The 20,676-nt window shown below is 68.2% G+C and carries 20 protein-coding genes; 8 read left to right on the top strand and 12 right to left on the bottom strand.

What is annotated here, in order from left to right; translation table 11 throughout:
* Nucleotides 1–5 precede the first annotated feature (5 nt).
* Nucleotides 6–347: a hypothetical protein gene (locus GGR33_RS11800; RefSeq protein ID WP_183505332.1), complete on the top strand. Its 342-nt coding sequence runs from the start codon at nucleotides 6–8 to the stop codon at nucleotides 345–347.
* A gap of 57 nt (nucleotides 348–404) precedes the next feature.
* On the opposite strand, the gene mfd is transcribed toward GGR33_RS11800, so the two are convergent.
* The 4 genes from mfd to GGR33_RS11780 all read right to left on the bottom strand — a co-directional run bounded on the left by mfd (nucleotide 405) and on the right by GGR33_RS11780 (nucleotide 6,363).
* The gene (gene mfd / locus GGR33_RS11795; protein WP_183505330.1) at nucleotides 405–3,992 is read right to left on the bottom strand and encodes a transcription-repair coupling factor; all 3,588 of its coding nucleotides are present in this window, start codon (nucleotides 3,990–3,992) and stop codon (nucleotides 405–407) included.
* A 223-nt stretch (nucleotides 3,993–4,215) separates the two neighbouring features.
* Nucleotides 4,216–4,941 carry a site-2 protease family protein gene (locus GGR33_RS11790; protein WP_183505328.1) on the bottom strand — a complete coding sequence of 242 codons (726 nt, stop codon included), beginning with the start codon at nucleotides 4,939–4,941 and terminating at the stop codon, nucleotides 4,216–4,218.
* The gene (locus tag GGR33_RS11785; protein ID WP_183505326.1) at nucleotides 4,938–5,945 is read right to left on the bottom strand and encodes a DUF2167 domain-containing protein; all 1,008 of its coding nucleotides are present in this window, start codon (nucleotides 5,943–5,945) and stop codon (nucleotides 4,938–4,940) included. Before GGR33_RS11785 ends, GGR33_RS11790 begins: the two co-directional genes overlap by 4 nt.
* A 121-nt stretch (nucleotides 5,946–6,066) precedes the next feature.
* Nucleotides 6,067–6,363 (bottom strand): FAD assembly factor SdhE, encoded by a 297-nt coding sequence (locus GGR33_RS11780; RefSeq protein WP_183505324.1) that lies wholly within the window; start codon nucleotides 6,361–6,363, stop codon nucleotides 6,067–6,069.
* Nucleotides 6,364–6,749: 386 nt separating this feature from the next.
* Here GGR33_RS11780 and recG point away from each other — a divergent pair, with 386 nt between their 5' ends.
* The 3 genes from recG to GGR33_RS11765 all read left to right on the top strand — a co-directional run bounded on the left by recG (nucleotide 6,750) and on the right by GGR33_RS11765 (nucleotide 10,119).
* Nucleotides 6,750–8,879, top strand: coding sequence for an ATP-dependent DNA helicase RecG (gene recG / locus GGR33_RS11775; protein WP_183505322.1), 2,130 nt, complete (start codon nucleotides 6,750–6,752; stop codon nucleotides 8,877–8,879).
* A gap of 245 nt (nucleotides 8,880–9,124) precedes the next feature.
* Nucleotides 9,125–9,490: a VOC family protein gene (locus tag GGR33_RS11770; RefSeq protein ID WP_183505320.1), complete on the top strand. Its 366-nt coding sequence runs from the start codon at nucleotides 9,125–9,127 to the stop codon at nucleotides 9,488–9,490.
* Between the two features lie 302 nt (nucleotides 9,491–9,792).
* The gene (locus tag GGR33_RS11765) at nucleotides 9,793–10,119 is read left to right on the top strand and encodes a hypothetical protein (protein WP_183505318.1); all 327 of its coding nucleotides are present in this window, start codon (nucleotides 9,793–9,795) and stop codon (nucleotides 10,117–10,119) included.
* 28 nt (nucleotides 10,120–10,147) lie between these two features.
* On the opposite strand, the gene GGR33_RS11760 is transcribed toward GGR33_RS11765, so the two are convergent.
* The 5 genes from GGR33_RS11760 to GGR33_RS11740 form a co-directional block, all read right to left on the bottom strand.
* A complete protein-coding gene (locus tag GGR33_RS11760) occupies nucleotides 10,148–10,951 on the bottom strand; it encodes a DUF502 domain-containing protein (protein ID WP_183505316.1) in 804 nt (267 codons plus the stop codon).
* Nucleotides 10,952–10,992: 41 nt separating this feature from the next.
* Nucleotides 10,993–12,183 carry a PepSY-associated TM helix domain-containing protein gene (locus tag GGR33_RS11755; RefSeq protein ID WP_183505315.1) on the bottom strand — a complete coding sequence of 397 codons (1,191 nt, stop codon included), beginning with the start codon at nucleotides 12,181–12,183 and terminating at the stop codon, nucleotides 10,993–10,995.
* Nucleotides 12,184–12,350: 167 nt separating this feature from the next.
* The gene (locus GGR33_RS11750; protein ID WP_183505313.1) at nucleotides 12,351–13,076 is read right to left on the bottom strand and encodes a DUF899 domain-containing protein; all 726 of its coding nucleotides are present in this window, start codon (nucleotides 13,074–13,076) and stop codon (nucleotides 12,351–12,353) included.
* 81 nt (nucleotides 13,077–13,157) lie between these two features.
* A complete protein-coding gene (locus GGR33_RS11745) occupies nucleotides 13,158–13,571 on the bottom strand; it encodes a DoxX family protein (RefSeq protein ID WP_183505311.1) in 414 nt (137 codons plus the stop codon).
* Between the two features lie 195 nt (nucleotides 13,572–13,766).
* Entirely contained in the window at nucleotides 13,767–14,057 is a 291-nt protein-coding gene (locus tag GGR33_RS11740; protein ID WP_183506088.1) for a hypothetical protein, read from the bottom strand.
* A 344-nt stretch (nucleotides 14,058–14,401) separates the two neighbouring features.
* On the opposite strand from GGR33_RS11740, the gene GGR33_RS11735 reads away from it, so the two are divergent.
* From GGR33_RS11735 to GGR33_RS11720, 4 genes are read left to right on the top strand one after another with little or no spacing between them, the layout of a single operon-like run.
* Nucleotides 14,402–15,355 carry a metallophosphoesterase family protein gene (locus GGR33_RS11735; protein WP_183505309.1) on the top strand — a complete coding sequence of 318 codons (954 nt, stop codon included), beginning with the start codon at nucleotides 14,402–14,404 and terminating at the stop codon, nucleotides 15,353–15,355.
* Nucleotides 15,356–15,388: 33 nt separating this feature from the next.
* Nucleotides 15,389–15,757, top strand: a complete 369-nt coding sequence (locus GGR33_RS11730) for a cupredoxin domain-containing protein (RefSeq protein WP_183505307.1) — start codon at nucleotides 15,389–15,391, stop codon at nucleotides 15,755–15,757.
* A 41-nt stretch (nucleotides 15,758–15,798) separates the two neighbouring features.
* Nucleotides 15,799–16,542: a sigma-70 family RNA polymerase sigma factor gene (locus tag GGR33_RS11725; protein ID WP_284211226.1), complete on the top strand. Its 744-nt coding sequence runs from the start codon at nucleotides 15,799–15,801 to the stop codon at nucleotides 16,540–16,542.
* Nucleotides 16,539–17,339, top strand: a complete 801-nt coding sequence (locus tag GGR33_RS11720; RefSeq protein ID WP_183505306.1) for an anti-sigma factor family protein — start codon at nucleotides 16,539–16,541, stop codon at nucleotides 17,337–17,339. The genes GGR33_RS11725 and GGR33_RS11720 overlap by 4 nt, the downstream gene beginning before the upstream one ends.
* Here GGR33_RS11720 and GGR33_RS11715 read toward each other — a convergent pair.
* The 3 genes from GGR33_RS11715 to GGR33_RS11705 all read right to left on the bottom strand — a co-directional run bounded on the left by GGR33_RS11715 (nucleotide 17,336) and on the right by GGR33_RS11705 (nucleotide 20,601).
* Nucleotides 17,336–18,595: an RNA polymerase sigma factor gene (locus GGR33_RS11715; RefSeq protein ID WP_183505304.1), complete on the bottom strand. Its 1,260-nt coding sequence runs from the start codon at nucleotides 18,593–18,595 to the stop codon at nucleotides 17,336–17,338. The genes GGR33_RS11720 and GGR33_RS11715 overlap by 4 nt on opposite strands.
* Nucleotides 18,592–18,975: a YciI family protein gene (locus tag GGR33_RS11710; protein WP_183505302.1), complete on the bottom strand. Its 384-nt coding sequence runs from the start codon at nucleotides 18,973–18,975 to the stop codon at nucleotides 18,592–18,594. The genes GGR33_RS11715 and GGR33_RS11710 overlap by 4 nt, the downstream gene beginning before the upstream one ends.
* A 99-nt stretch (nucleotides 18,976–19,074) precedes the next feature.
* Nucleotides 19,075–20,601, bottom strand: coding sequence for a helicase HerA domain-containing protein (locus GGR33_RS11705; RefSeq protein ID WP_183505990.1), 1,527 nt, complete (start codon nucleotides 20,599–20,601; stop codon nucleotides 19,075–19,077).
* Nucleotides 20,602–20,676: the final 75 nt, after the last annotated feature.

Here is a 20,676-nt window from a genome sequence, read left to right as displayed (position 1 = left end):
CGCTTATGGGTGCGCTGCAGCAAGTGCTAGTCGTCGACGACGGCGTCCGTCTCGCCGACCATTCCCTGGCCGCCGACCTCGCAGGGCTCGGTTATGCCAGCGTCACCGCTTCGATCGAAGCCTTCGACGATGTGCTGGCCGTGATCGCACGCCCCGCCGCTGTCGTTCTCCAGAGTTCCAACCGTCGCGACGCCGTCTACGAGCGCCTTGCGAACCGTCTGCGTGAGCAGATGAAGCGCGGTGGCATCCCCGTCATCGACATGGATGGCGGATTGATGCGGGCCGGCGCCCCGGTCGACCTCAAGAGCCGAATCGGTCCCTACGTGCTCAACGAGCCGGACCTCTAAGCACCTCCGGCAACGAAACGATGACAGGGGCGAGCCGGGAGGCTCGCCTTTTTGGTTTCAGGCGGCCTTCTTCCCCTGCCCCGCGATCTTCGCGAGGCTGCGCAGGATGCCCGTGGTCTCCTTCAGCCGCGCCGGGATGCTGTTCAGCTCGCGGATGAAGACGATGCTCATGTCCGGCCGGACCTTCGCGAAGGAGGCTTGCTCGGTGACGTAGGTGATCAGCCCAGGCGGGTTGGCGAACTTCTTGTCGCGGAACTGAACCACGATGCCCTTCGGCCCGGCCTCGACCTTCTCGATGTTGGTCTCGTGGCAGAGCAGCTTGATGGTCACGATCTTGAGGAGCTGCTCCACCTCCGGCGGCAGCTTGCCGAATCGGTCGATCAGCTCGGCACCGAAGCTCTCGAGCTCGGCGTCGCTCTCGAGCGTCGAGAGGCGGCGGTAGAGGCCGAGGCGCACGGTGAGGTCCTCGACGTAGTCCTCCGGGATGGTGACCGGCGCGCCGAGCGCGATGGTCGGCGACCAGGCTTCTTCCTCCGGCTCCTCGATGCCGGCCTTCAGGGCGGTGACGGCGTCCTCCAGCATCTGCTGGTACAGCTCGTAACCGACCTCCTTGATGTGGCCGGACTGCTCATCTCCCAAAAGATTGCCGGCGCCGCGGATGTCGAGGTCGTGGCTCGCGAGCTGGAAGCCGGCGCCCAGCGTGTCGAGGGTCTGGAGCACCTTGAGGCGCTGCTCGGCCTGGGTGGTGAGTTGGCGGTTGGCCGGCGTCGTGAACAGCGCGTAGGCGCGGGCCTTCGAACGGCCGACGCGGCCGCGCAGCTGGTAGAGCTGGGCGAGGCCGAACATGTCGGCCCGGTGCACGATCAGCGTGTTGGCGGTGGGGATGTCGAGGCCCGATTCGACGATGGTGGTCGAGAGCAGCACGTCGTACTTGCCCTCATAGAAGGCCGTCATGACGTCCTCCAACTGCCCGGCTGCCATCTGGCCGTGGGCCACCGCGACGGTGGTCTCGGGCATCTCCTGATCGAGGAAGCGCTTGACCTCGGCGAGGTCCTCGATGCGCGGGACGACGTAGAAGGACTGCCCGCCCCGGTAGCGCTCGCGCAGCAGCGCCTCGCGGATCAGCAGCGGGTCGAAGGGCGTCACGAAGGTGCGCACCGCGAGGCGGTCCACCGGAGGCGTGGCGATGATCGAAAGCTCGCGCACGCCGGTCATGGCGAGCTGCAGCGTGCGCGGGATCGGCGTCGCCGAGAGCGTCAGCACGTGGACGTCGGCCTGCAGCGTCTTCAGCCGCTCCTTGTGGGAGACGCCAAAGTGCTGCTCCTCGTCGACGATGATCAGGCCGAGATTCTTGAACGCAATGTTCTTGGCGAGCAGCGCGTGGGTGCCGACGACGATATCGACGGTGCCGTCGGCGAGCCCTGCCCTGACCTGCTTCATCTCGCCGGCCGAGACGAAGCGCGAGAGCTGAGCCACCTGAACCGGCAGCCCTTTGAAGCGCTCGGCGAAATTCCGGTAGTGCTGGCGGGCGAGCAGCGTCGTCGGCACGATCACCGCGACCTGTTTGCCAGAGATTGCGCCGGCGAAGGCGGCGCGGAGCGCCACCTCGGTCTTGCCGAAGCCGACATCGCCGCAGACGAGACGGTCCATCGGCCGGCCGGCATTGAGGTCGTCGAGCACCGCGTCGATGGCGTTCTGCTGGTCCTCGGTCTCCTCGAATTGGAAGCGCGAGGCGAACTCGCCGTAGAGCCCCTCCGGCGGGTGCAGGCGCGGGGCTTGTTTCACGAAGCGCTGGGCCGCGACCTTGATGAGCGCGCCGGCCATTTCGAGGATGCGCTTCTTCATCCGGGCCTTGCGGGCCTGCCATCCGCTGCCGCCGAGGCGGTCGAGGGCGACCTCCGAATCCTCGGAGCCGTAGCGGGTCAGCAGCTCGATGTTCTCCACCGGCAGCAGCAGCAGGCCGGTGGCGTATTGGATCTCCAGGCAATCGTGCGGCGTGCCGGCGGCATGCACGGTCTTGAGGGTGACGAAGCGACCGATGCCGTGGTCGGCATGGACGACGAGATCGCCCGGCTGCAGCGCCTGAACCTCCAGGATCACGTCCTGCGGACGCTTGGACTTGCGCTTCTGGCGCACGAGCCGATCGCCCAAAATGTCGCCTTCGGAGACGACGGCGAGCCGGTCGATGGTGAAGCCGGATTCGAGACCCCAGACCGCGACCGCGACGTCGGTGCCGCGCTTCAGTGCGTTCACCGCGGTCAAGGTGTTGATGGTGATCGGCTTCTTGAGGCCGTGATCGGCCAGCACGCCGCAGAGCCGGTCGCGCGAGCCGTCGGACCAGGATCCGAGGATCACGTGATGACCGGATCCCTGCAGGTCCTTGATGTGTGCCACCGCCGCATCGAACACGCTGGCGGCTTCGTCGGCGCGCTCGGGCGCGAAACAGCGGCCGGCATGGGCGCCGCAATCGATGGCCGCGCGCGCCTCGCTCTCGGGAACGGCAAACGGGGTCAGCCGGGCGACGGCGCCGGTGGCGATGCGCTCCTTGAGCTCGTTCGGGGTCAGGTAGAGCGCGCGCGGCGGCAGCGGCTTGTAGGGGGCGACGCCCGGCTGCGGCGTCTTCTGCGCCTCGTCGCGGGCCTGGAAATAGTCCTGGATCAGCGAGAGCCGCTCGGCAGCGGCATCCTCGGCCTGCGCGTCGAAGACCAGCGGCACGCCGCCGACATAGTCGAACAGCGTGTCGAGCTGCTCGTAGAACAGTGGCATCCAGTGTTCGAGGCCGGCATAGCGGCGGCCCTCGCTCACGGTCTCGTAGAGCCGGTCGTCTCGCGGTGCCGCGCCGAAGCTGGCGATATAGCCCTGGCGGAAACGCCGGATCGTCTCGGTGACGAGCTGCACCTCGCTCATCGGCACGAGGTCGAGAGAGCGGAGCGTGCCGACGGTGCGCTGCGTTTCCGGATCGAAGGCGCGGATGCTCTCCAGCGTGTCGCCGAAGAAATCGAGGCGGATCGGGTTCGGCAGGCCGGGCGGCGACAGGTCGAGGATGCCGCCGCGCACGGCGTATTCACCCGTGTCACGCACCGTCCCCGTGCGCAGGAAGCCGTTGGCCTCGACCCATTCCGTGACCTTTTCCATGGGCATGACGCTGCCGGCGGAGGCGGAAAACGTCTCCACCGCGATCCGGCTCTTCGGCGGCACGCGCTGCACCAGGGCGTTCACCGTGGTGCAGAGAATGCGCGGCTTCTCCTCCGAGGAGCGCGAGCGGGTCAGCCGGGAGAGCGCCGTCATGCGCTGGGCCGCGATGCCGGAATTCGGCGAGACCCGGTCGTAGGGTTGGCAATCCCAGCTCGGGAAATTCATCACCTCGATCTCGGGGGCGACGAATTTCAGCGCGGTCTGGAAGGCGTTCGAGCGTCCGGAATCGCGCGCGACATGGACGAGCACCGCCGGCCCTTCGAAGCCCTGCGCCAGGGCGCGGGCGAGGTCGGCGACGACGATGGTGTCGAACCCGTCCGGCACGCTCGACAGCGTCGGGCTGTCGCCGCGCTTCAGCGCGTCGATCGCTTTCGTCAGCGGCGCGGATTTCGGCAGCGCGAAGCGCGCGACCTGCTGTTTGGGGGCGGGTGCGGGGGCAGGTTTGGCCATGTCGGGCGGGATGTAGCTCGAAACGGGGTTTTTGGTCAGGGGGCGATGCGCCTTGCCGGTGTCGCCTGCGTCGCATGCCTTCCGGCAGGGGCCTCGGGCAAGCCCGAACAGCCGACGGCGACTCTCGAAGCGAGGGCAGACCACCGGACCCCTCCTTCGAGGCTGACGCTGCGCGCCAGCACCTCAGGATGAGGGGGTGGGAGGGGAGTCCGTGCGTACCCCGTCACACCCGTGCCGTATGCACGTGCCCGAGCATCTCGTGGACGTTGTAGGTCATCAGCGCGAGGAGCGCGGCGAGGGCGAGATAGAGGGCGGCGTATTCGGCTTTCGTCTGGGCGGCCACGCCGTAATAGGCGCGGTTCTCCGGCGCGTTCGCGTCGTAGTTCCAGGCGGCGATGAGCTGCGGGACGGCGACGATCGCGACCAGGACCAGCACCGGGCTCGGCTGGTAGAGCATCAACGCCATCATCATCGGCGCGCCGATGAGCCAGATCCGCGGACTGACGATCGCCGTGATGCGGCCGCCATCCAGCGGCGAGACCGGCAACAGGTTGAACAGGTTCAGGAAGAAGCCGGAATAGGCGATCGCCAGGAGCAGCGTGCTGTCCTCGGCGCGGGCGACGAAATAGACCGCGAAGGCCGCGAGCGTGCCGACGAAGGGGCCCGCCACCGCCACGTAGGCCTCGGTCTCGGCGTCGATCGGGGTCTCCTTCAGGGCGATCCAGGCGCCGACGAAGGGGATGAAGGCGGGCGCGCCGACATCGAGGTTCCGCTGCCGGGCGGCAACGAAATGGCCCATCTCGTGGGCGAAGAGCAGCGCGACGAAGCCCGCCGCATAGCGCCAGCCCCAGACCAGGGCGTAGGCGGCGACGGACAGGAGCATCGTCCCGCCTGTCGTTGCCACCTTGCCGAGTTTCAGCGCCCCGAGGAGCAGGAGCAGCAGCTTCACGACGGGTCGTGCGCGGAAGAAGCTGCCACCTGCGAATCGGTCTTGGGCTTGCGCTTGAACAGCCTGGAGATACCGGCGCCGAGGCCGATCACGGCGATGATGCCGATCTTGGCGAACTTCAGCAGGAACGCCGCCGCGATCGCGAACAGGCCGAGCTTCTTCACGGCGACGCCGCCGACCAGCGCCGCGAGGCCGTACGCGGCGATGCGGTCGGTCGACATGTTGACGTCGCTATAGCGCTTGCCGTCGACGTAGGTGAGGTTTGAGAGCAGCGTGTGCGCCACGGGCTTCTTCGCCTCGACCTCGCTCTGCGAAGTCAGCAGGTTGAGGCTGAAATAGCCGTCTCGGCCGAGGGCGTAGGTATTGTAGTTGACGCCGCCATCGGCGCTGTCGGGCTCGTTTTCCTGCTTCGAAGAGAGCGACCAGACCAGGCGGTGGGTCTGCGCGTCGTAAGTGGGCTTCTCGATCCAGCCGACGATGCGCAGCTTCGGGAAGCCGCGGGCGGCGCGGTCTTCGTTGGATTGGGCCGTGCCCTCCTTGATGTTGGCGAGCAGGTCGTCGGCGTTCCAGTCCTTGGCGTCGTCGTCCTTGATGTAGCCTTCCTTGATGTAGCGGACGACGACCAGCCAGTCGTCCTTCTCGGCGGTGCCGGTGACGAGGCCAACCACGTCCGCGCCCGGCGTGTTGCCGTAGGCGCGCAGGATGCGCTTCGCCTGCAAGGCCGGCACGAAAGCGGTGTTGTCGGGGAGCTTGAGGTCGGCCTGATCGAGGAGCTTCACGTCGTTCGGTCCGAGCGTCGCGACTTTCTGGGCGTCGCTCCAGGCCGACTTGACCTCGGCCGCCTTCTGCTCGGCGGTCATCGGGCCGGGTTGCGGCGCGGCCTGTGTCGTCGGCGCAGCCGGGGTCGGCGCGGTCTGTGCCCGAGACGGCCCCGGGCTCGCGACGATGGCGAGCGCCAGACACAGCGCGACGGGGCTGGCTCGCCCAACGGACTTCACGATCATGTCCACTCCTTCGATCAGCAATCGAGTCGCATCGTGGTTGCGTTGCGACGATTCGGCACAATCGAAGTCTGGGACTAGTCGATTTGGGTGGACGTGTCCGCCCGCACTATTCAATCCATCGTCAGGAATGGATCGGTGAATCGTGCCGGTGGAAGGCCTTGAGGCGGCGAAAGACCGGCGTGTCGTGCTCGGCCGGCGTCGCGGCCTCGCCGGTGAGCCAGCCGAGCAGGTCGCGATCGGGCAACTCGATCAGGGTCTCGAATGCGTCGAGGTCTTCGTCCGACAGGTCCCCGATCTCGGCATCGGCGAAGCGGCCCATCAGCAGATCCATCTCACGCATGCCGCGGTGCCAGGACCGGAACAGCATGCGGCGGCGGCGCGGGTCGAGATCGGCGCTGGTGCGGGTGGTGCCGGACATGGGGGGCTCCGTGAAGGATAGGCCGTTCTAGCCGAGGCGGCCCGCCATGCGAAACCGAGCCATCACGGGATCAGCGGATCCTGAGATCGGCGGATCCGGTGATCAGAGGATCCAGGGCCGATCGCATTGGTCTGCGGCGGGCCCCTCCTCCACCTCCAGGGGAAATGGCCGCGAAGGGGACGGAGGGGGCGGCCCTGTCGTTACCGGCCTCTGTCCAAGCCCCGCGAACCATGCGCTGCCTGCTCCACTATTCTGCGCATGGTCCCCCCTCGCCCAGAGGGCGACAAGAGGCACGGCCGGTGCCGCTCTCCACCTCTCCTTGGTCGCAGGGGCGCGACGGCGGGTGGATGACGCCATATCCTCGCGGGCCTACACAGCTTCGCCCCATGACCGACGACACACCTCGCCTGCGCCCGAGCATCCTCGACGCCCTGTTCGCGCCCGTTCGCGGATTGCCCGGCGTCGGGGCCAAGATGGCGCCGCTCATCGAGAAGCTGCTTGGCACGGACGAGCGGCCGGCGCGCATCGTCGACCTCCTGTTCCACCTACCCCAGCGCGGCATCGCGCGGCCGCTCGTCGGCGCGATCGCGCAGGCGCCGATCGGCGAGCCGGTCACCCTCGGCGTCACGGTCGTCGAGCATCGGGCACCCACGGGTGGGCGGCGCGCCTACCGGGTGCTGGTGGAGGACGGGACCGGCGACATCAGCCTCGTGTTCTTCGGCATGCCGCGGGCGCGGGTGGAAAAGATGCTGCCGCTCGGGAGCCACCGCTTCGTCTCGGGCCGGATCGAGCTGTGGGACGGCATGCGCCAGATGGTGCATCCCTCCCGGATCATCGACGAGGCCGGCCTTGCCGACCTCCCGGCCGTCGAGCCGGTCTACGGCGCCACCGAAGGGCTGACCTCCCGCTCGATCAGCCGGCTGGCGCACAGCGCGCTCGAGCGGCTGCCGGTGCTGCCTGAATGGCAGGACCCGGCCTGGCTGCGTGCGCAGGATTTCGCGCCCTTCGCCGACGCTCTTCGCGCCGAGCACCACCCCGAAGAGGCCCCTCCCCCGGTGGCCGAAGGCGAGATCGCGCCCTCGACACCCGCGCGCCGCCGCCTCGCCTATGACGAGCTCCTGGCCTCGCAGCTCGCTCTCGCGCTGATGCGGGCCCGCGCCCGGCGAAAACCCGGCCGCTCCAACGCCGGCGACGGTCATCTGAAGGAGCGGATCGAAGCCACCCTGCCCTTCGCGCTAACCGGCGCCCAGGCGCGGGCCGTGACCGAAATCCGGGCCGACATGGCCTCCGACAGGCGCATGCTGCGCCTGCTCCAGGGCGATGTCGGCTCGGGCAAGACGGCGGTGGCGCTGCTCGCCATGGCCTCGGCCGTCGAGGCCGGCCGCCAGGCCGCGCTGATGGCGCCGACCGAGATTCTTGCCAGACAGCATTTCGAGCGGCTGACGCCGCTGATCGGGGCGCTCCGCATCCGCCTCCTCACCGGACGCGACCGGGTCGCCGAGCGCCGGGCGACTTTGTCCGACCTCGCCGAGGGCAAGATCGACATCCTGGTCGGTACCCACGCGCTGTTCCAGGACAGCGTGGTGTTCTCCGACCTGGGCCTCGCCGTGGTCGACGAGCAGCACCGCTTCGGCGTGCATCAGCGCCTCGCGCTCGGTGCCAAGGGCGAGGCGGTGGACATCCTTGTGATGACCGCAACGCCGATCCCGCGCACCCTGGCGCTGACCTTCTTCGGCGACATGGACGTCTCGGTGCTCGACGAGAAGCCGGCCGGCCGTCAGCCGATCAAGACCCTGACGGTTCCGATCGAGCGCATCGACGAGGTCGTCGCCGGCCTGCATCGGGCGCTCGAGGCGGGCGACCGCGTCTACTGGATCTGTCCGCTGGTGGCCGAATCCGAGTTCGTCGACCTCGCCGCCGCGGCCGAGCGTTTCGACGACCTCACCAAGGAGTTCGGCACCAGCGTCGGCCTGATCCACGGCAAGATGCCGGGGCCCGAGAAGGACGCGGCGATGGAGCGCTTCGCGTCCGGGGATACCAGGATCCTGGTATCCACCACCGTGGTCGAGGTGGGGGTCGACGTGCCGGAGGCCACCATCATGGTGATCGAGCATGCCGAGCGCTTCGGACTCGCCCAGCTCCACCAGCTGCGCGGTCGGGTCGGGCGCGGAGCGAGGGCGTCCTCCTGCCTCCTGCTCTATCGTGGCCCTCTCGGCCAGGCCGCCAAGGCGCGGCTCGAAATGATGCGCGAGACCGAAGACGGGTTCCGCCTCGCCGAGGAGGATCTGCGGCTGCGCGGCGAAGGCGAGGTGCTCGGCACCCGTCAATCGGGGCTGGCCGCTTTCCGCCTCGCCCGGATCGAGAGCGACGGCGATCTCCTGGAAGCGGCCCGCGACGACGCCCGGTTGATCGTCGAGCGCGATCCGGCCCTGCGGAGTGAGCGTGGCGAGGCGCTGCGGGTGCTGCTCTACCTGTTCGAGCGGGACGCGGCGATCCGGCTGCTCGGGGCAGGTTGAGCAGGAGGGGCTTAACGCGCGGCCCCGAACCCACTATCTTCAGCGTGCCGAAAAAGACTTGAGCCGGATCGGTAAGCCCGGCTGCCCCGTGATGGGGTTCTGTTCACCGCCGATGGCGGGAGGACCCGCGGCCGGACAGCGTTGCTGCCCCTTGGGGTGGCGCGCGTGCTCGGCGGGTCCCGGTCTCACGGCGTCAGCGCTGCAGCACGGTCCGTCCTCGCAACCGAAGGACGAGAGTGCCTGCCATGAAACTTAACCACGCCAACATCTGCACCAGCGACGTCGCCCGCGCGGCCTCGCTTTTCGAACAGCATTTCGGCTTCGCTCGTCTCGGCGAGCCAAGGACGAACTTTGCCGTCCTGCGCGGAACCGACTGCTTCATCCTGAACCTGATGCGGCCGGGCAAGGCAGCGGTGTGCTATCCCGAAGGCTTCCATGTCGGCTTCTTCGTCGACGCACCGGCCGAGGTTCACGCCAAGCACGCCGAACTCGTGGAGGGCGGCTGGAATCCCGGGCCGGTCGAGGACCTCACCCGCGGCGGCTTCGCCTCGACGACCTTCTATTGTCCGCTGCTCGACGGGGTGCTCGTCGAGGTCTCGGCCCCGCGCTGAGCGTTCAGCTTCGCTGAGTCGCCCGTTCAGAAAGCCCGATCCTGAACGGGCTTCGGCCTGCGGCAGACTGCGCGCCCACACCGCATCCAGGAGGATTAACTCGCTTTGTGACGGTTTTATTTTATGAAGCTACCACAGTCGCTTGCGCGTAGATCTTGAAGTATTTTCGCTGCAAGCTTGAGTGCAATGGTGCACTCGGTGTGGCCTTCATGAACTTGAAATGAACGTATTCCCCGATTAACTGGAGATGAACGAAAGGCCACTCACACTGGCCTGCCACAGATGAAAACGGGAGATCGGACATGTCTACCGGACTGTTCCAGGACCTGCCAGGCGCCCACGAGATGGGCTCTGCGAACTCTCTGGCGAGCGAGCCGTGGCTGCTGCCGATCTCGGACAAGATCGCGGCCTCGCCTTCTTCGGACGAGCTGATGGAGGGTGTGCGGCTCTCGGCCCGCCCGTTCAGGATCGCTGCCAACGCGCTCTGCGCGGTGCTCGCCCTGCTGCTGACGGCGCAGCTGACGACCAACTGGGCCGGCTCGTCATCCCGCCCCTCGACGGGTCAGTTGGCCGAGGCGACCCCGCCGACCATCGCCGCCGAGAAGGCCTCGCTCAGCATCCATCACTGAGCGGGCGACCTCGACCCAATTCGATGATTCACGCGTTCTGGCGCGCCGGCTCCCGGCGCGCTTTTTCGTTGGCCGCGTCCTGCTCGGATTGAGCCGAGCGCAGACCCGCCGCCATCGCATGCAGGCGTCCCTGTGGATCCTCCGGCTGAATCACGCCAGCCGACATGACGAGTTTGGCCGCCTCGTCGACGCTGATGTTCAACTCGATGATCTCGGAGCGCGGCAGGTAGTAGAAGAAGCCGGTGGTCGGGTTCGGCGCGCAGGGCAGGAACACCCCGACATAGTCATTGCCCTGTCCGCCCTCAGTGCCGTCGTGTTTGGCCAGCGCGCTTTGCACCTCGCTCCCGGCAGGCGCCGATAGAAACACCACGGACCACGTCCCCTTCACCGGGAACTGGACGAGCCCGACGGTGCGGAACGAGGTGCCATTGGCCGAGAACAGCGTCTCGAAGATTTGGCGCAGGCCGCGATATAGCCCCGAGATCACTGGCGTGCGCGCCAGCAACACTTCGCCGAACTCCACCACCGAGCGCCCGACGAGGTTCGCCGTCAGGAATCCGAGCAGCGTCACCGCGACGAAGGCGATGACGAGACCGAGGCCGGGAATCGAGAAGGGCAGGTAGTGGTCGGGCAGGTAGCTCGCCGGCACCAGCGGCTTCACCCATCCGTCGATCAGCGCGATGATCCACCAGGTGATGTAGATCGTGATCGCCAGAGGCCCGGCGACGATGATGCCGGTGAGAAAGTAGGTGCGCAGGCGCCCACGCGCGCTCACCCTCTTCTTCGTGGGGAGGGGCTCGGGATCCGGGATCGGCGAGATGGTTGGCGCCACGGGAAAAACTCTGGACCGGAGGGCTGCCGGAAGCTCGGGCGTTACGGACCCTGTGAAGAGGTAACCGCTCCCCTGCCCGTCCTCAAGAGCGCGGGCTCGGCGATCCTGGCCGGCGCCCGGTTCCGCCGCCCTGCGCGCCGGCGCAGCACGTAGAGGGTGATGCCGGTGGCCGCGAAGAGCGGCATCGCCAGGGCCGCCAAGGCGAAGAGCAGCGTGAAGGGAGCACCGAAGAACTGGCCGCGGTGCACCGCGAGCATGTTGTCGGCGATGCGCTGGCCGAAGGGCTTGTCCGCGTCGCGGGCACTCTCGATCAGCGCTCCGGTGACGCGATCGAAGCTGATCTCGTTACGCGCCTTCTGCACGGCATGGCGAGCGTACCAGCGGATTCGGATCGCGGCGTCCTGAGGCCCGGGAATCATCATGAGTGCAGTCCCGGCGTCCCTGCCCTCGCCGTCCTGAAACGTCTTCCAGGCGGCGTCGAGCGCCATCGGTCCGTCGATATTGCGGCGCGCCGGGCGATCGGCTCTTGCAGCGGGGGGCTTACCCGTCAGGAGCCAAGTGGCGCCGGTTCGGTACCAGTCATAGGACCAGCACAGCCCCGAGAGGATGATGATCAGGTAGACCGGCATCAGCCAAGTGCCGAGTACGGCGTGGAGGGACCACCACCGTGGGCGTCCTGGCCGGGCGAGCTGCGGCTTGAGCCAGATCCGCCAGCGGTGGATCTTCGGCCAGCGCAGGTAGAGGCCGGTGGCGAGGAAGACGAGCAGGGTCAGCCCGCAGGCGCCGGTGATGGTTCGGCCCCAGCCCTTGCCCTGCCCGGGAATCAGGAGCCAGCGGTGCAGCTCGCGGATCGTCGCGAAGGCGGCCTCGCCGGTCACCTCGCCCAGGACGGCCCCCGTATAGGGATCGAGAAACACGGAAGCCGGGCGCTTGCCCGAGGCGTCGGCGGCGAAACGCGCCCACACCGCCGTTCCCGGCTCGGCCGACAACGTCAGGGAGCTGACCCGCAGCCTTGCATTCTGAGCGGCGAGTCCCGCCATCAGGGCGTCCGGCCCGAGGGTCGGTCGCTGGCTCACCGCGACCGCTGCGCGGCCGGGGTTGAGGAGGTCGGTGATCGACTCTTCGTAGCTCATCATCGCGCCTGTCGCGCCCATCAGGGCCAGGACCAGCCCGGCGGTGAGGCCGAGCGCCCAGTGCAAGCGGAACAGCACGCTGCGCAGGCTCAGGCGCATGGCGTCGCCTGTCCCTGGCCCAGGCCGGCATCGATCGAGCTATCGCGCATGAGATCTCGCGGGGTCCGCCATTCGGCGACGACGGAACGGCTATAGGCCGAGCTTGGTCGTCGCCCCAGACGGGTGGGCTCGGGCCTGCCATGCCGCGCCCGAAGCCCTTGTGCCCGTCAGGTGCAGCAGGATCCCTTTGCCCGGCTGCCATCGTACTGATCGTGCAGCTTCACCCAGCTCATGGTGCCCTGCTCGTTGCGGCCCTTCGGCGCGAGGTCGAGCCAGTTGAAGGCGCCGACCAGCGTTTCGAGGCCACGCGCGTAAGTCGAGTAGGTATGGAAGATATCGCCGGCGGCGTTGCGGATGAACAGGCTCGCTCCGGGCAGATCGGGCGCGGTCGAAGGCTCGTCGCCGTAATTGTAGCTCACGACCCGTCCCGGCTCGTCCGAGCCGAAGGACACGCCGAAATCGTAGTTGAACGAATTTCGGCCGGACGAGACCCAGCGGAAAGTCCAGCCGAGCCGCCGCTTCACTTCCTCGATATGCTCAAGCGGCGCTCGCGAAACCGCGCAGAAGGCGAGGTCGGCCTGCTCGAAATGCTGGCGGGCGGCGTCGACGTGGTCGGCGACGAAGGAGCAGCCCGGGCAGATGTGGTCCGAGCCGGGCGTCAGCATGAAGTGGTAGATTGCGAGCTGGCTGCGCCCCTCGAACAGGTCGCCGAGATGCTTCGGCCCTTCGGGCGATTCGAAGACGTAGTCCTTGTCGACCTTGACCCAGGGCAGGTCGCGCCGGGCGGCGCTGAGCGCATCGCGCCTGTGGGTGAGATCGCGCTCCTGCGCCAGCAGCGCCTTACGGGCCTCGAGCCAGGTCTCGCGGGTGACGATGATGGTGGGCTCGCTCATCGTGGTTCTCCTCCGGTGACGTGGGTGTCTCCCTGAAGAACGTCCGAGGTTTGAGAATCCCGACAGCCTGCTTTCGGAATCTCAGAGGCGAATCGGAATCAGCGTGCGCAGCCGAGCGTCGCGCAGGTAGAGGCCGCCCCAAGCCAGCAGCCCGAGATAGAGCCCGAACAGCAGATGGCTGAACACGGGGCTGCCGACGCGCAGATGCGTCGCCATCGCTCCGCCGAGATACCCGGTAAGCAGGATCGCTCCGAGCACCGAGGTCCGCGGCGTCGCGTAGAGCAAAGTGCAGATCAGCGTCAGCACGCCGAGCCCGCGCGCCATCTCCACGCTCGCCGGCCAGCCCAGCGCCAGCATGGTCTCGGTGACCGGAGCGATCGGAATCAGCTTGATGGCGCCATCGAACAGCAGGAACACGATGACGAGGCCGCTCATGATGCGGCCGGTGACCGTCATGGCCCGTGAGTTAATCTCGGGCTGCTGTGCTGTCGACATGGTGATGCCCCTCGGATGGTGCGGGCGGCTCGCGCCGCCTCTGCCGATTGATATCCCGAGGACGGTCGAAGCGTCGCCGTTCCGACAGGGCACGGCGAAGAAATCGTGGCTCAGTTCCGACAAGCGCGGCCGGCTCGGACCATGCGGCGGGGATTGCCGCATGGTCCGAGCCTGATTTTCTGCGGAGATCCTCGGTCAGAAGCCGCCGCCCGAGGTCGTGCCGAGATTCTGGGCAATCGGATCGCGCTCCGGGAACTCGGCATTGCCGAGCGTGCTGCTCCTCATCGAGCGGCCGGGGAAGCCGAAACCGCCGGTCGAGCGGATGCTGCCCGTCCGATCGGGATCGGCCGAGCCGAGGGTGTCGTAGGTGGTCGGAACGCCGGTCACGCGCGGGGCGTGGCGATGGGCGGCCAGGGCCGGCGAGACGGCGACCGGCAGCAGAACGAGCAGGGCAGCGGCCGTGCGGGTGAGGCGATGGTTCGTCATGGTGTCTCTCCTGAATGACGGCCAGCCGTCGCCGGTCCGTGGAAGCGTGTGATCCGGCCTTGCGCCAGATCTTGTCTCCCGCGGTTCGAATACTCTTCGAAGCTTTGGCTGTGCTGGCTCTCGACGAGGGGCTCTCGGCCTCTCACGGCAGCAAGACCTGTCGTCGCGTCGCTTTATTCCCGGCTTCACAATAAAAAATCGAGTATCGGCTGAAAATACGCTGGCTCGCGCGCGTATGTGGTCGTCAGAAACCAAAAATAATTTCGCGGGGCCGGGAATAACCGTGACGATCCGCCGGTCTGGATCCGCGAGGGACGCCTCGGTCCCCGGAGCGGAGCCAGACCATGCACGATCCCACGGACGCGAACGATGATCCGTCACGGCCGAGCCGCCGCGGTGCGCTCGAATGCATGGTCTGGGCCGGCACCGGCCTCCTCTGGACGCTCGGCGGGGGGCTTCCGCGCGCCATGGGGCTGGAGCGGGCGCTGGCGGCCGACGCGTCGCCAGCGCCCTTCAGCTTCCTGCAGATCAGCGACAGCCATGTCGGCTTCAACAAGCCGGCCAACCCGGATGCGCTGGGCACCCTGCGCGAGGCGGTCGAGAAGATCCGCACGCTCCCGCAGAAACCGTCCTTCATCATCCACACGGGCGACATCAGCCACCTGTCGAAGGACAAGGAGTTCGACGATGCCGACCAGATCCTGCGCGAGACCGGCGTGCCGATGTTCTACGTGCCCGGCGAGCACGACCTGCTCGATGATGAGCCGGGCCGCGCCTATCTCGACCGGTACGGCAAGGGCTCACGCGGCGCCGGCTGGTACAGCTTCGACCAGAACGGCGTGCACTTCATCGGCCTCGTCAACGTCGTCGAGCTGAAGGCTGGCGGCCTCGGCAATCTCGGCGCCGACCAGCTCGACTGGTTGGAGAAGGACGTTGCGGGGCTTTCGTCGAGCACGCCGGTCGTCGTCTTCGCGCATATCCCGCTCTGGACGGTCTATCCCGAATGGGGCTGGGGCACGCAGGATGGGGCCCGTGCCCTGGGGCTGCTGAAGCGGTTCGGTTCGGTGACGGTGCTGAACGGGCACATCCACCAGATCATCCAGAAGGTCGAGGGCACTGTCGCCTTCCACACCGCGCGCTCGACAGCCTTTCCGCAGCCGGCTCCAGGCAGCGCGCCCTCGCCAGGACCGATGAAGGTGCAGCCCGGCGAGCTGCGTCAGTACCTCGGCATCGCCAGCGTCAGCCTCGTGCACGGCAACGAACCGCTCGCGGTGATCGACACGCCGCTCGCCGGCTGACGGCGCCCCCTTCCCCGAGATCAGGAGTCCGCCATGACCTTGGCATCTGCCCTCATACGCTCCCATATCCGGCGCCAGCTCGCCGCGGCCCTCGCTGTTCCACTCGCCGCCCTGACCCCGGCCTCGGGTGCGATGGCCGGCGAGACCGTCACCATCCGCATCGACAATTTCACCTTCGGCCCGGAGACGGTGACCGTGGCACCGGGCACGGCGGTGACATGGATCAACGGTGACGACATCCCCCACACGGTGGTCTCGCAATCCAAGCTCTTCCGCTCGAAGACGCTCGATACCGACGACCGTTACAGCTTCACCTTCGATGCGCCGGGGGAGTATCCTTACTTCTGCTCGTTGCACCCGCACATGACCGGCAAGGTCGTCGTGAAGGCCCCGGCGGGCTGAGTCGGCATGATCTCGGCGATGCCAGATGCGGGAGCGGTCACGTGAGAGCGGACGCGCTGATGGAGGCCGGATGGTCCGGCGGGGTCTCGACCTCCGTCCTGCCCATCCACGTCTGGCTCGACACCATCGCGCGGCGCGTTGTGTCCGGGCTGGCCTTCGCCATGAAAGTCGCCGAGAGCGCCGTCTTTTCGGGAGCTTCGACGCGGTCGGGGGCAAGTGCTCATGCTGCGCCGTCGCCGACGGGCTTCCAAGAGACGATGCTTCCGCATCTCGATGCCGCCTACAACCTCGCCCGCTTCCTGACCCGCGACGCGGATGCCGCCGATGACATCGTGCAGGACGCCTTCCTGCGTGCCTTCCGGGCCTTCGACGGGTTCCGCGGCGGCGATGCCCGGGCGTGGCTGCTGACGATCGTGCGAAACTGCGTGCGCAGCTGGGCCGTCGAGCGAAGCCGGGCGCGGGCGCTTTGCGAGCCGTTGGTTCCGGCCGCACAGCCGGGGGACGAGGCCGAGACGCCAGATCGAGAGCTCTTCGATCCCGATCAGGACACGCCGGAATCCGCGCTGCTGCGCGATAGCGAGGCAGGACTGATCCGCCGGCTGATCGAGGCGCTGCCGGAGGCGTTTCGCGAGGTGCTGGTCCTGCGCGAGTTCGACGACCTCTCCTACAAGCAGATCGCCGACATCACGGCGACGCCGATCGGCACGGTCATGTCGCGGCTCGCCCGGGCGAGACAGATGCTCGGCGAGGCCTGGCGCGGCCGCAGCGGCGAGGAGCGGCCATGACGCGCGACCCTGCCTCCCCCTGTGCCGAATCCGTCCTGCTCCATGCCCTCGTCGATGGCGAACTCGACGTCGCCAACACCCTGCGCTGCGAGGCTCATATTGCCGATTGCCCGGCCTGCACGGCGGAGCTGGCGCAGCTGCGCGATCTCCGCGCCGCGCTGGCAGGCGACGGCATCGCCTGGCGCGCTCCCGACGAACTGCGCACGAGGATCATCGCCTCGCTCGCCCAGGAAGAAGGATACCGGGCTCCCGTGCGGCCGGCGCCCGATCGCGGTTGGCTCTCGCGGCTGCGCGATGCGGCGAGCGGCTGGGCCGCCCTGCCGAGCGGTCTCGCACTCGCGGCCAGCGTCGCCCTCGCGGTCATGGTGACACGGCCGGACGAGGGCAACGACGTTTCGAAGCAGCTCGTCGCCGGCCATGTCCGCTCGCTGCTGGCGAGCCACCTGACCGACGTTCAGACTTCGGACCAGCACACGGTCAAACCGTGGTTCCTGGGCAAGATCGACTTCGCGCCACCGGTCGTCGATCTCGCCGACCAGGGCTTTCCCCTCGTCGGCGGCCGGCTCGATTACGTCGATGGCCGAGTGGTGGCCGCGCTGATCTACAAGCGGCACAAGCACGTCATCAATTTGTTCCTGTGGCCGTCGGGCGGCCATGCGCCGAAGGCAGGCGCAATCGAGGGCTACAACATCCTCGGCTGGCAGCAGGCTGGGCTGACCTTCTGGGCGGTGTCCGATCTCAACGCGGTCGAGCTGAAAGAATTCCAGGACGATTTCGCCGAGCGCGCGCCGCGCTAGCTCGCGGCCCGCTTTCCGTACCCACCCAACCCGTCGAGCTGCGTTCGGATATAGGCCGCCTCCGCCGCCGTGCCGGCGAGCGCGATGGCTCGGTCGAAGCTTTCTCTCGCCTCTTCGCGGCGGCCGAGGTCCTTCAGGAAGGCGCCCCGCGCGCCGTGGAAGTAGAAATAGCCCGCCAGATCCTTCTCCAGCGGCTCGATCAGGGCGAGGGCATCCCCTGCCCCGCGCGCCTTGAACACCGCCACCGCCCGGTTGAGCGTCACCACGGGCGAGGGCTGCATCAATTCGAGGCTCGCATAGAGATGATCGATCTGCGGCCAGTCGGTCTCGGTGGCCGTCCTGGCGCGAGCGTGGAGCGCGGCGACTGCCGCCTGGATCTGGTAGGGGCCCGGCCGGTTGTGGCGCATCGCCTTGTCGAGGAGCGCCAGCCCCTCCCCGATCATCGGCCGGTCCCAGGCCGTGCGGTCCTGATCCTCCAGGAGCACGAGCGCGCCCTCCGCATCGAAGCGGGCGGCGGTGCGAGAATGCTGCAGCAACATCAGGGCAAGCAGGCCCATGATCTCGGGCTCGGTCGGGAAGATGCGCAGCAGAAGGCGTGTCAGTCGGATCGCCTCGTCGCAGAGCGGCGCGCGCGCTTCGGTCTGGTCGAAACCGGCGGAATAGCCCTCGTTGAAGACCAGGTAGAGCATCGCTGCGACCGCCGATAGCCGCTCGCTGCGCTCGGCCGGGCCGGGCGCCTCGAAGGGCACGTCGGCCTTGGCCACCCTGCCCTTCGCCCGGGTGATACGCTGCTCCATGGCGCTCTCGCCGACCAGGAAGGCGCTGGCGATGCGGGCCACCGAGAGGCCCGAGACGATGCGGAGCGCCAGAGCGATCTGCCCGGTGCGCGGCAGGTCCGGATGGCAGCAGATGAAGAGCAGCCGCAGGATGTCGTCGCGGTACTGTGAGCCGTCGAGCCGCTCGGCGAGCGCGCCCTCGGCGTCCTCCAGATCCGAGAGTTTTTCCTCGTCGGGCAGGGCCTCAAGCCGGCTGCGCTTGCGCGCGGCGTCGACCCCGGCATTGCGCCCGACCATGATCAGCCAGGCGGCGGTGTCGCGCGGCGGCCCGTTCTTCGGCCAGTTCGACAGCGCCCTGAGACAGGCCTCCTGAAAGGCTTCCTCGGCGGTGTCGAGATCGCGAAAATAGCGCAGCAGGGCGGCCACCGCGACGGGTCGCGCGCCGGTCAGCGCCTGCTCGATCCAGTCGAGGTCGCTCATGACGTGATCGCCTTGGCCGGATCGCCCATATGGGCATAGCCCACCGGCCGGACCTCATGGGCGCCGCCGGGATTGGCCTCGCCGAGTTCCCGAGCGATCGCCAGCGCCTCCTCCAGCCCCGCCACCTCGACGAGGTAGAAGCCGAGCAACTGCTCCTTGGTCTCGGCGAAGGGGCCGTCGACGACGAGCGGCGGGTCTCGGTCCTTGCGGAGAGTCGTGGCGGCGGTGGTGGGCATCAGACGGGCCACAGGGCCGAGCTTGCCCTCGCGGGCGAGCCTGTCCTGAATGCCCATGAGCCGGCCCATGACAGCCTCGTCCTGCTCCCGGCTCCAGCCGCAGACCGCGTTCTCGTCGTGATAGCAAAGGATGGCGTAGAGCATGGTGTCTGACCCGATTCCCCCTGAGGACGGGCGAGCCTAGCCGCTGCCGACAGCGCCGCGCAAAAAAGCTCCGCAAGGGGGAGGAGAGCGCCGTGCCCCCTACTCCGCGGCCATGCGCGGCTCGTCGGAGGGGTCGTCCGGCGCATTCGGATCGCCGGGCGCCGTCTCCCAGCCGAGCGCCGGGATCGCCACCGTGCGCAGGTTGCGAAAACCGGAGCGCACCGCGATGTGGCCCTTGCGCTCAAGGAACGAGATCATCCCCCGCGCCCGCCCCGCCGAACGCGTGCCGCAGATTCGCGCCACGGTGGCATCGGCCGGGCATTCGTGGCGGTTCATCGCGGCGCGGGCGAAGAGCAGGAACAGCGTGCGGTCCTCCACCGGCACCTCTTCCGCCACCATGAGTGCCTGCTGCCAGCGCTCGTCGGAGGCGTCCGTGGTGTCTCCGCCCGCCTTGGCGAGCACCAGCAGGCGCCGGAACTCGTCGCGGTTGGCAGCGCCCGGCAGCCGCTTGAAGCGGTGCGCGTAGGAATAGGCGTTGAACAGCGTCTGCTCGTCCGCGAAGGCGTTGTCGGGATTGGCGGCGATCTCCTGGACGATGGCGCGCAAGGCCGCCTCGCGCCCCTCCGGCGGCATGCCGGGGATCGGCGCGTGCTCCTCCTCGTCGGCCTCGCGCCGCTCGGCAATGCGAGCCAGCATGTCGTTGACCGAGGGCGGCGGCAGTGCCGCGGCCCGTCGCTCCGCCACCGGACGGGGCGCCGTCATCGGCACCGGCGCGAGCAGCGCCTCACGCTCCTCGAGCGACACCTCGCTCGGCGGTGGTGTGAGCTTCGGCGCTGCGCCGAGCGCGCGCAGCGCAACCTCGCCGACATGGAGCTGAGTCGGGCGCCGGTAGAGCGCCGGCCCGAGCGCCATGAAGTGGCCGCGGCCGAGGTCGCGGAACATGTCCGTCGAGCGCCGGTCCATGCCGAGCAGGTCGCCGGCCCGCGCCATGTCGATGTCGAGGAAGGTGCGGCCCATTAGGAAGTTCGAGGCTTCCGCGGCGACGTTCTTGGCGACCTTGGCGAGGCGCTGCGTCGCGATGATGCCGGCGAGGCCGCGCTTGCGGCCGCGGCACATCAGGTTGGTCATTGCGCCGAGGGAGAGCCGGCGCGCATCCTCCGAAAACTCGCCCTTCTCGACGGGCGCGAAGAGCTGCACCTCGTCCACCACCACGAGGGCCGGATGCCAGTGCTCGCGGTCGGCGTCGAACAGAGCATTGAGGAAGATGCCGGCGGCCCGCATCTGGCCCTCGACCTCGAGGTTCTGCAGGTCGAGCACCGCCGAAACGCGGGACTGGCGCACGCGCAGCGCGATGGTCTCGATTTCGGCATCGCTGCGGCGCGCGTCGATCACGACGTGGCCATAGCGCTCGGCGAGCGAAACGAAATCCCCTTCCGGGTCGACGATGACCTGCTGGACCTTGCCGGCGCTCTGTTCGAGCAACCGCATCAGCAGGTGCGACTTGCCCGAGCCGGAATTGCCCTGGACCAGCAGCCGGGTCGCCAGAAGCTCCTCGATGTCCATGAGAGCGGGCTCGGCGCGAGCCCCTTTCAGCACGACCTCGCCGAGGACGATCTCGATCTTCATCCCGCTTTCCGATTGGCGCACGAGGCCGCTGCCGACGTCGTACGGCACCTCGTCCCGCCGATCAAAGCCCGGTTC

Source organism: Methylobacterium brachythecii (assembly GCF_014196345.1).
Taxonomy (GTDB): domain Bacteria; phylum Pseudomonadota; class Alphaproteobacteria; order Rhizobiales; family Beijerinckiaceae; genus Methylobacterium; species Methylobacterium brachythecii.
The sequence above is the reverse complement of the archived record's forward strand: the minus strand, read 5'-3'. Positions and strand labels throughout refer to the sequence as shown.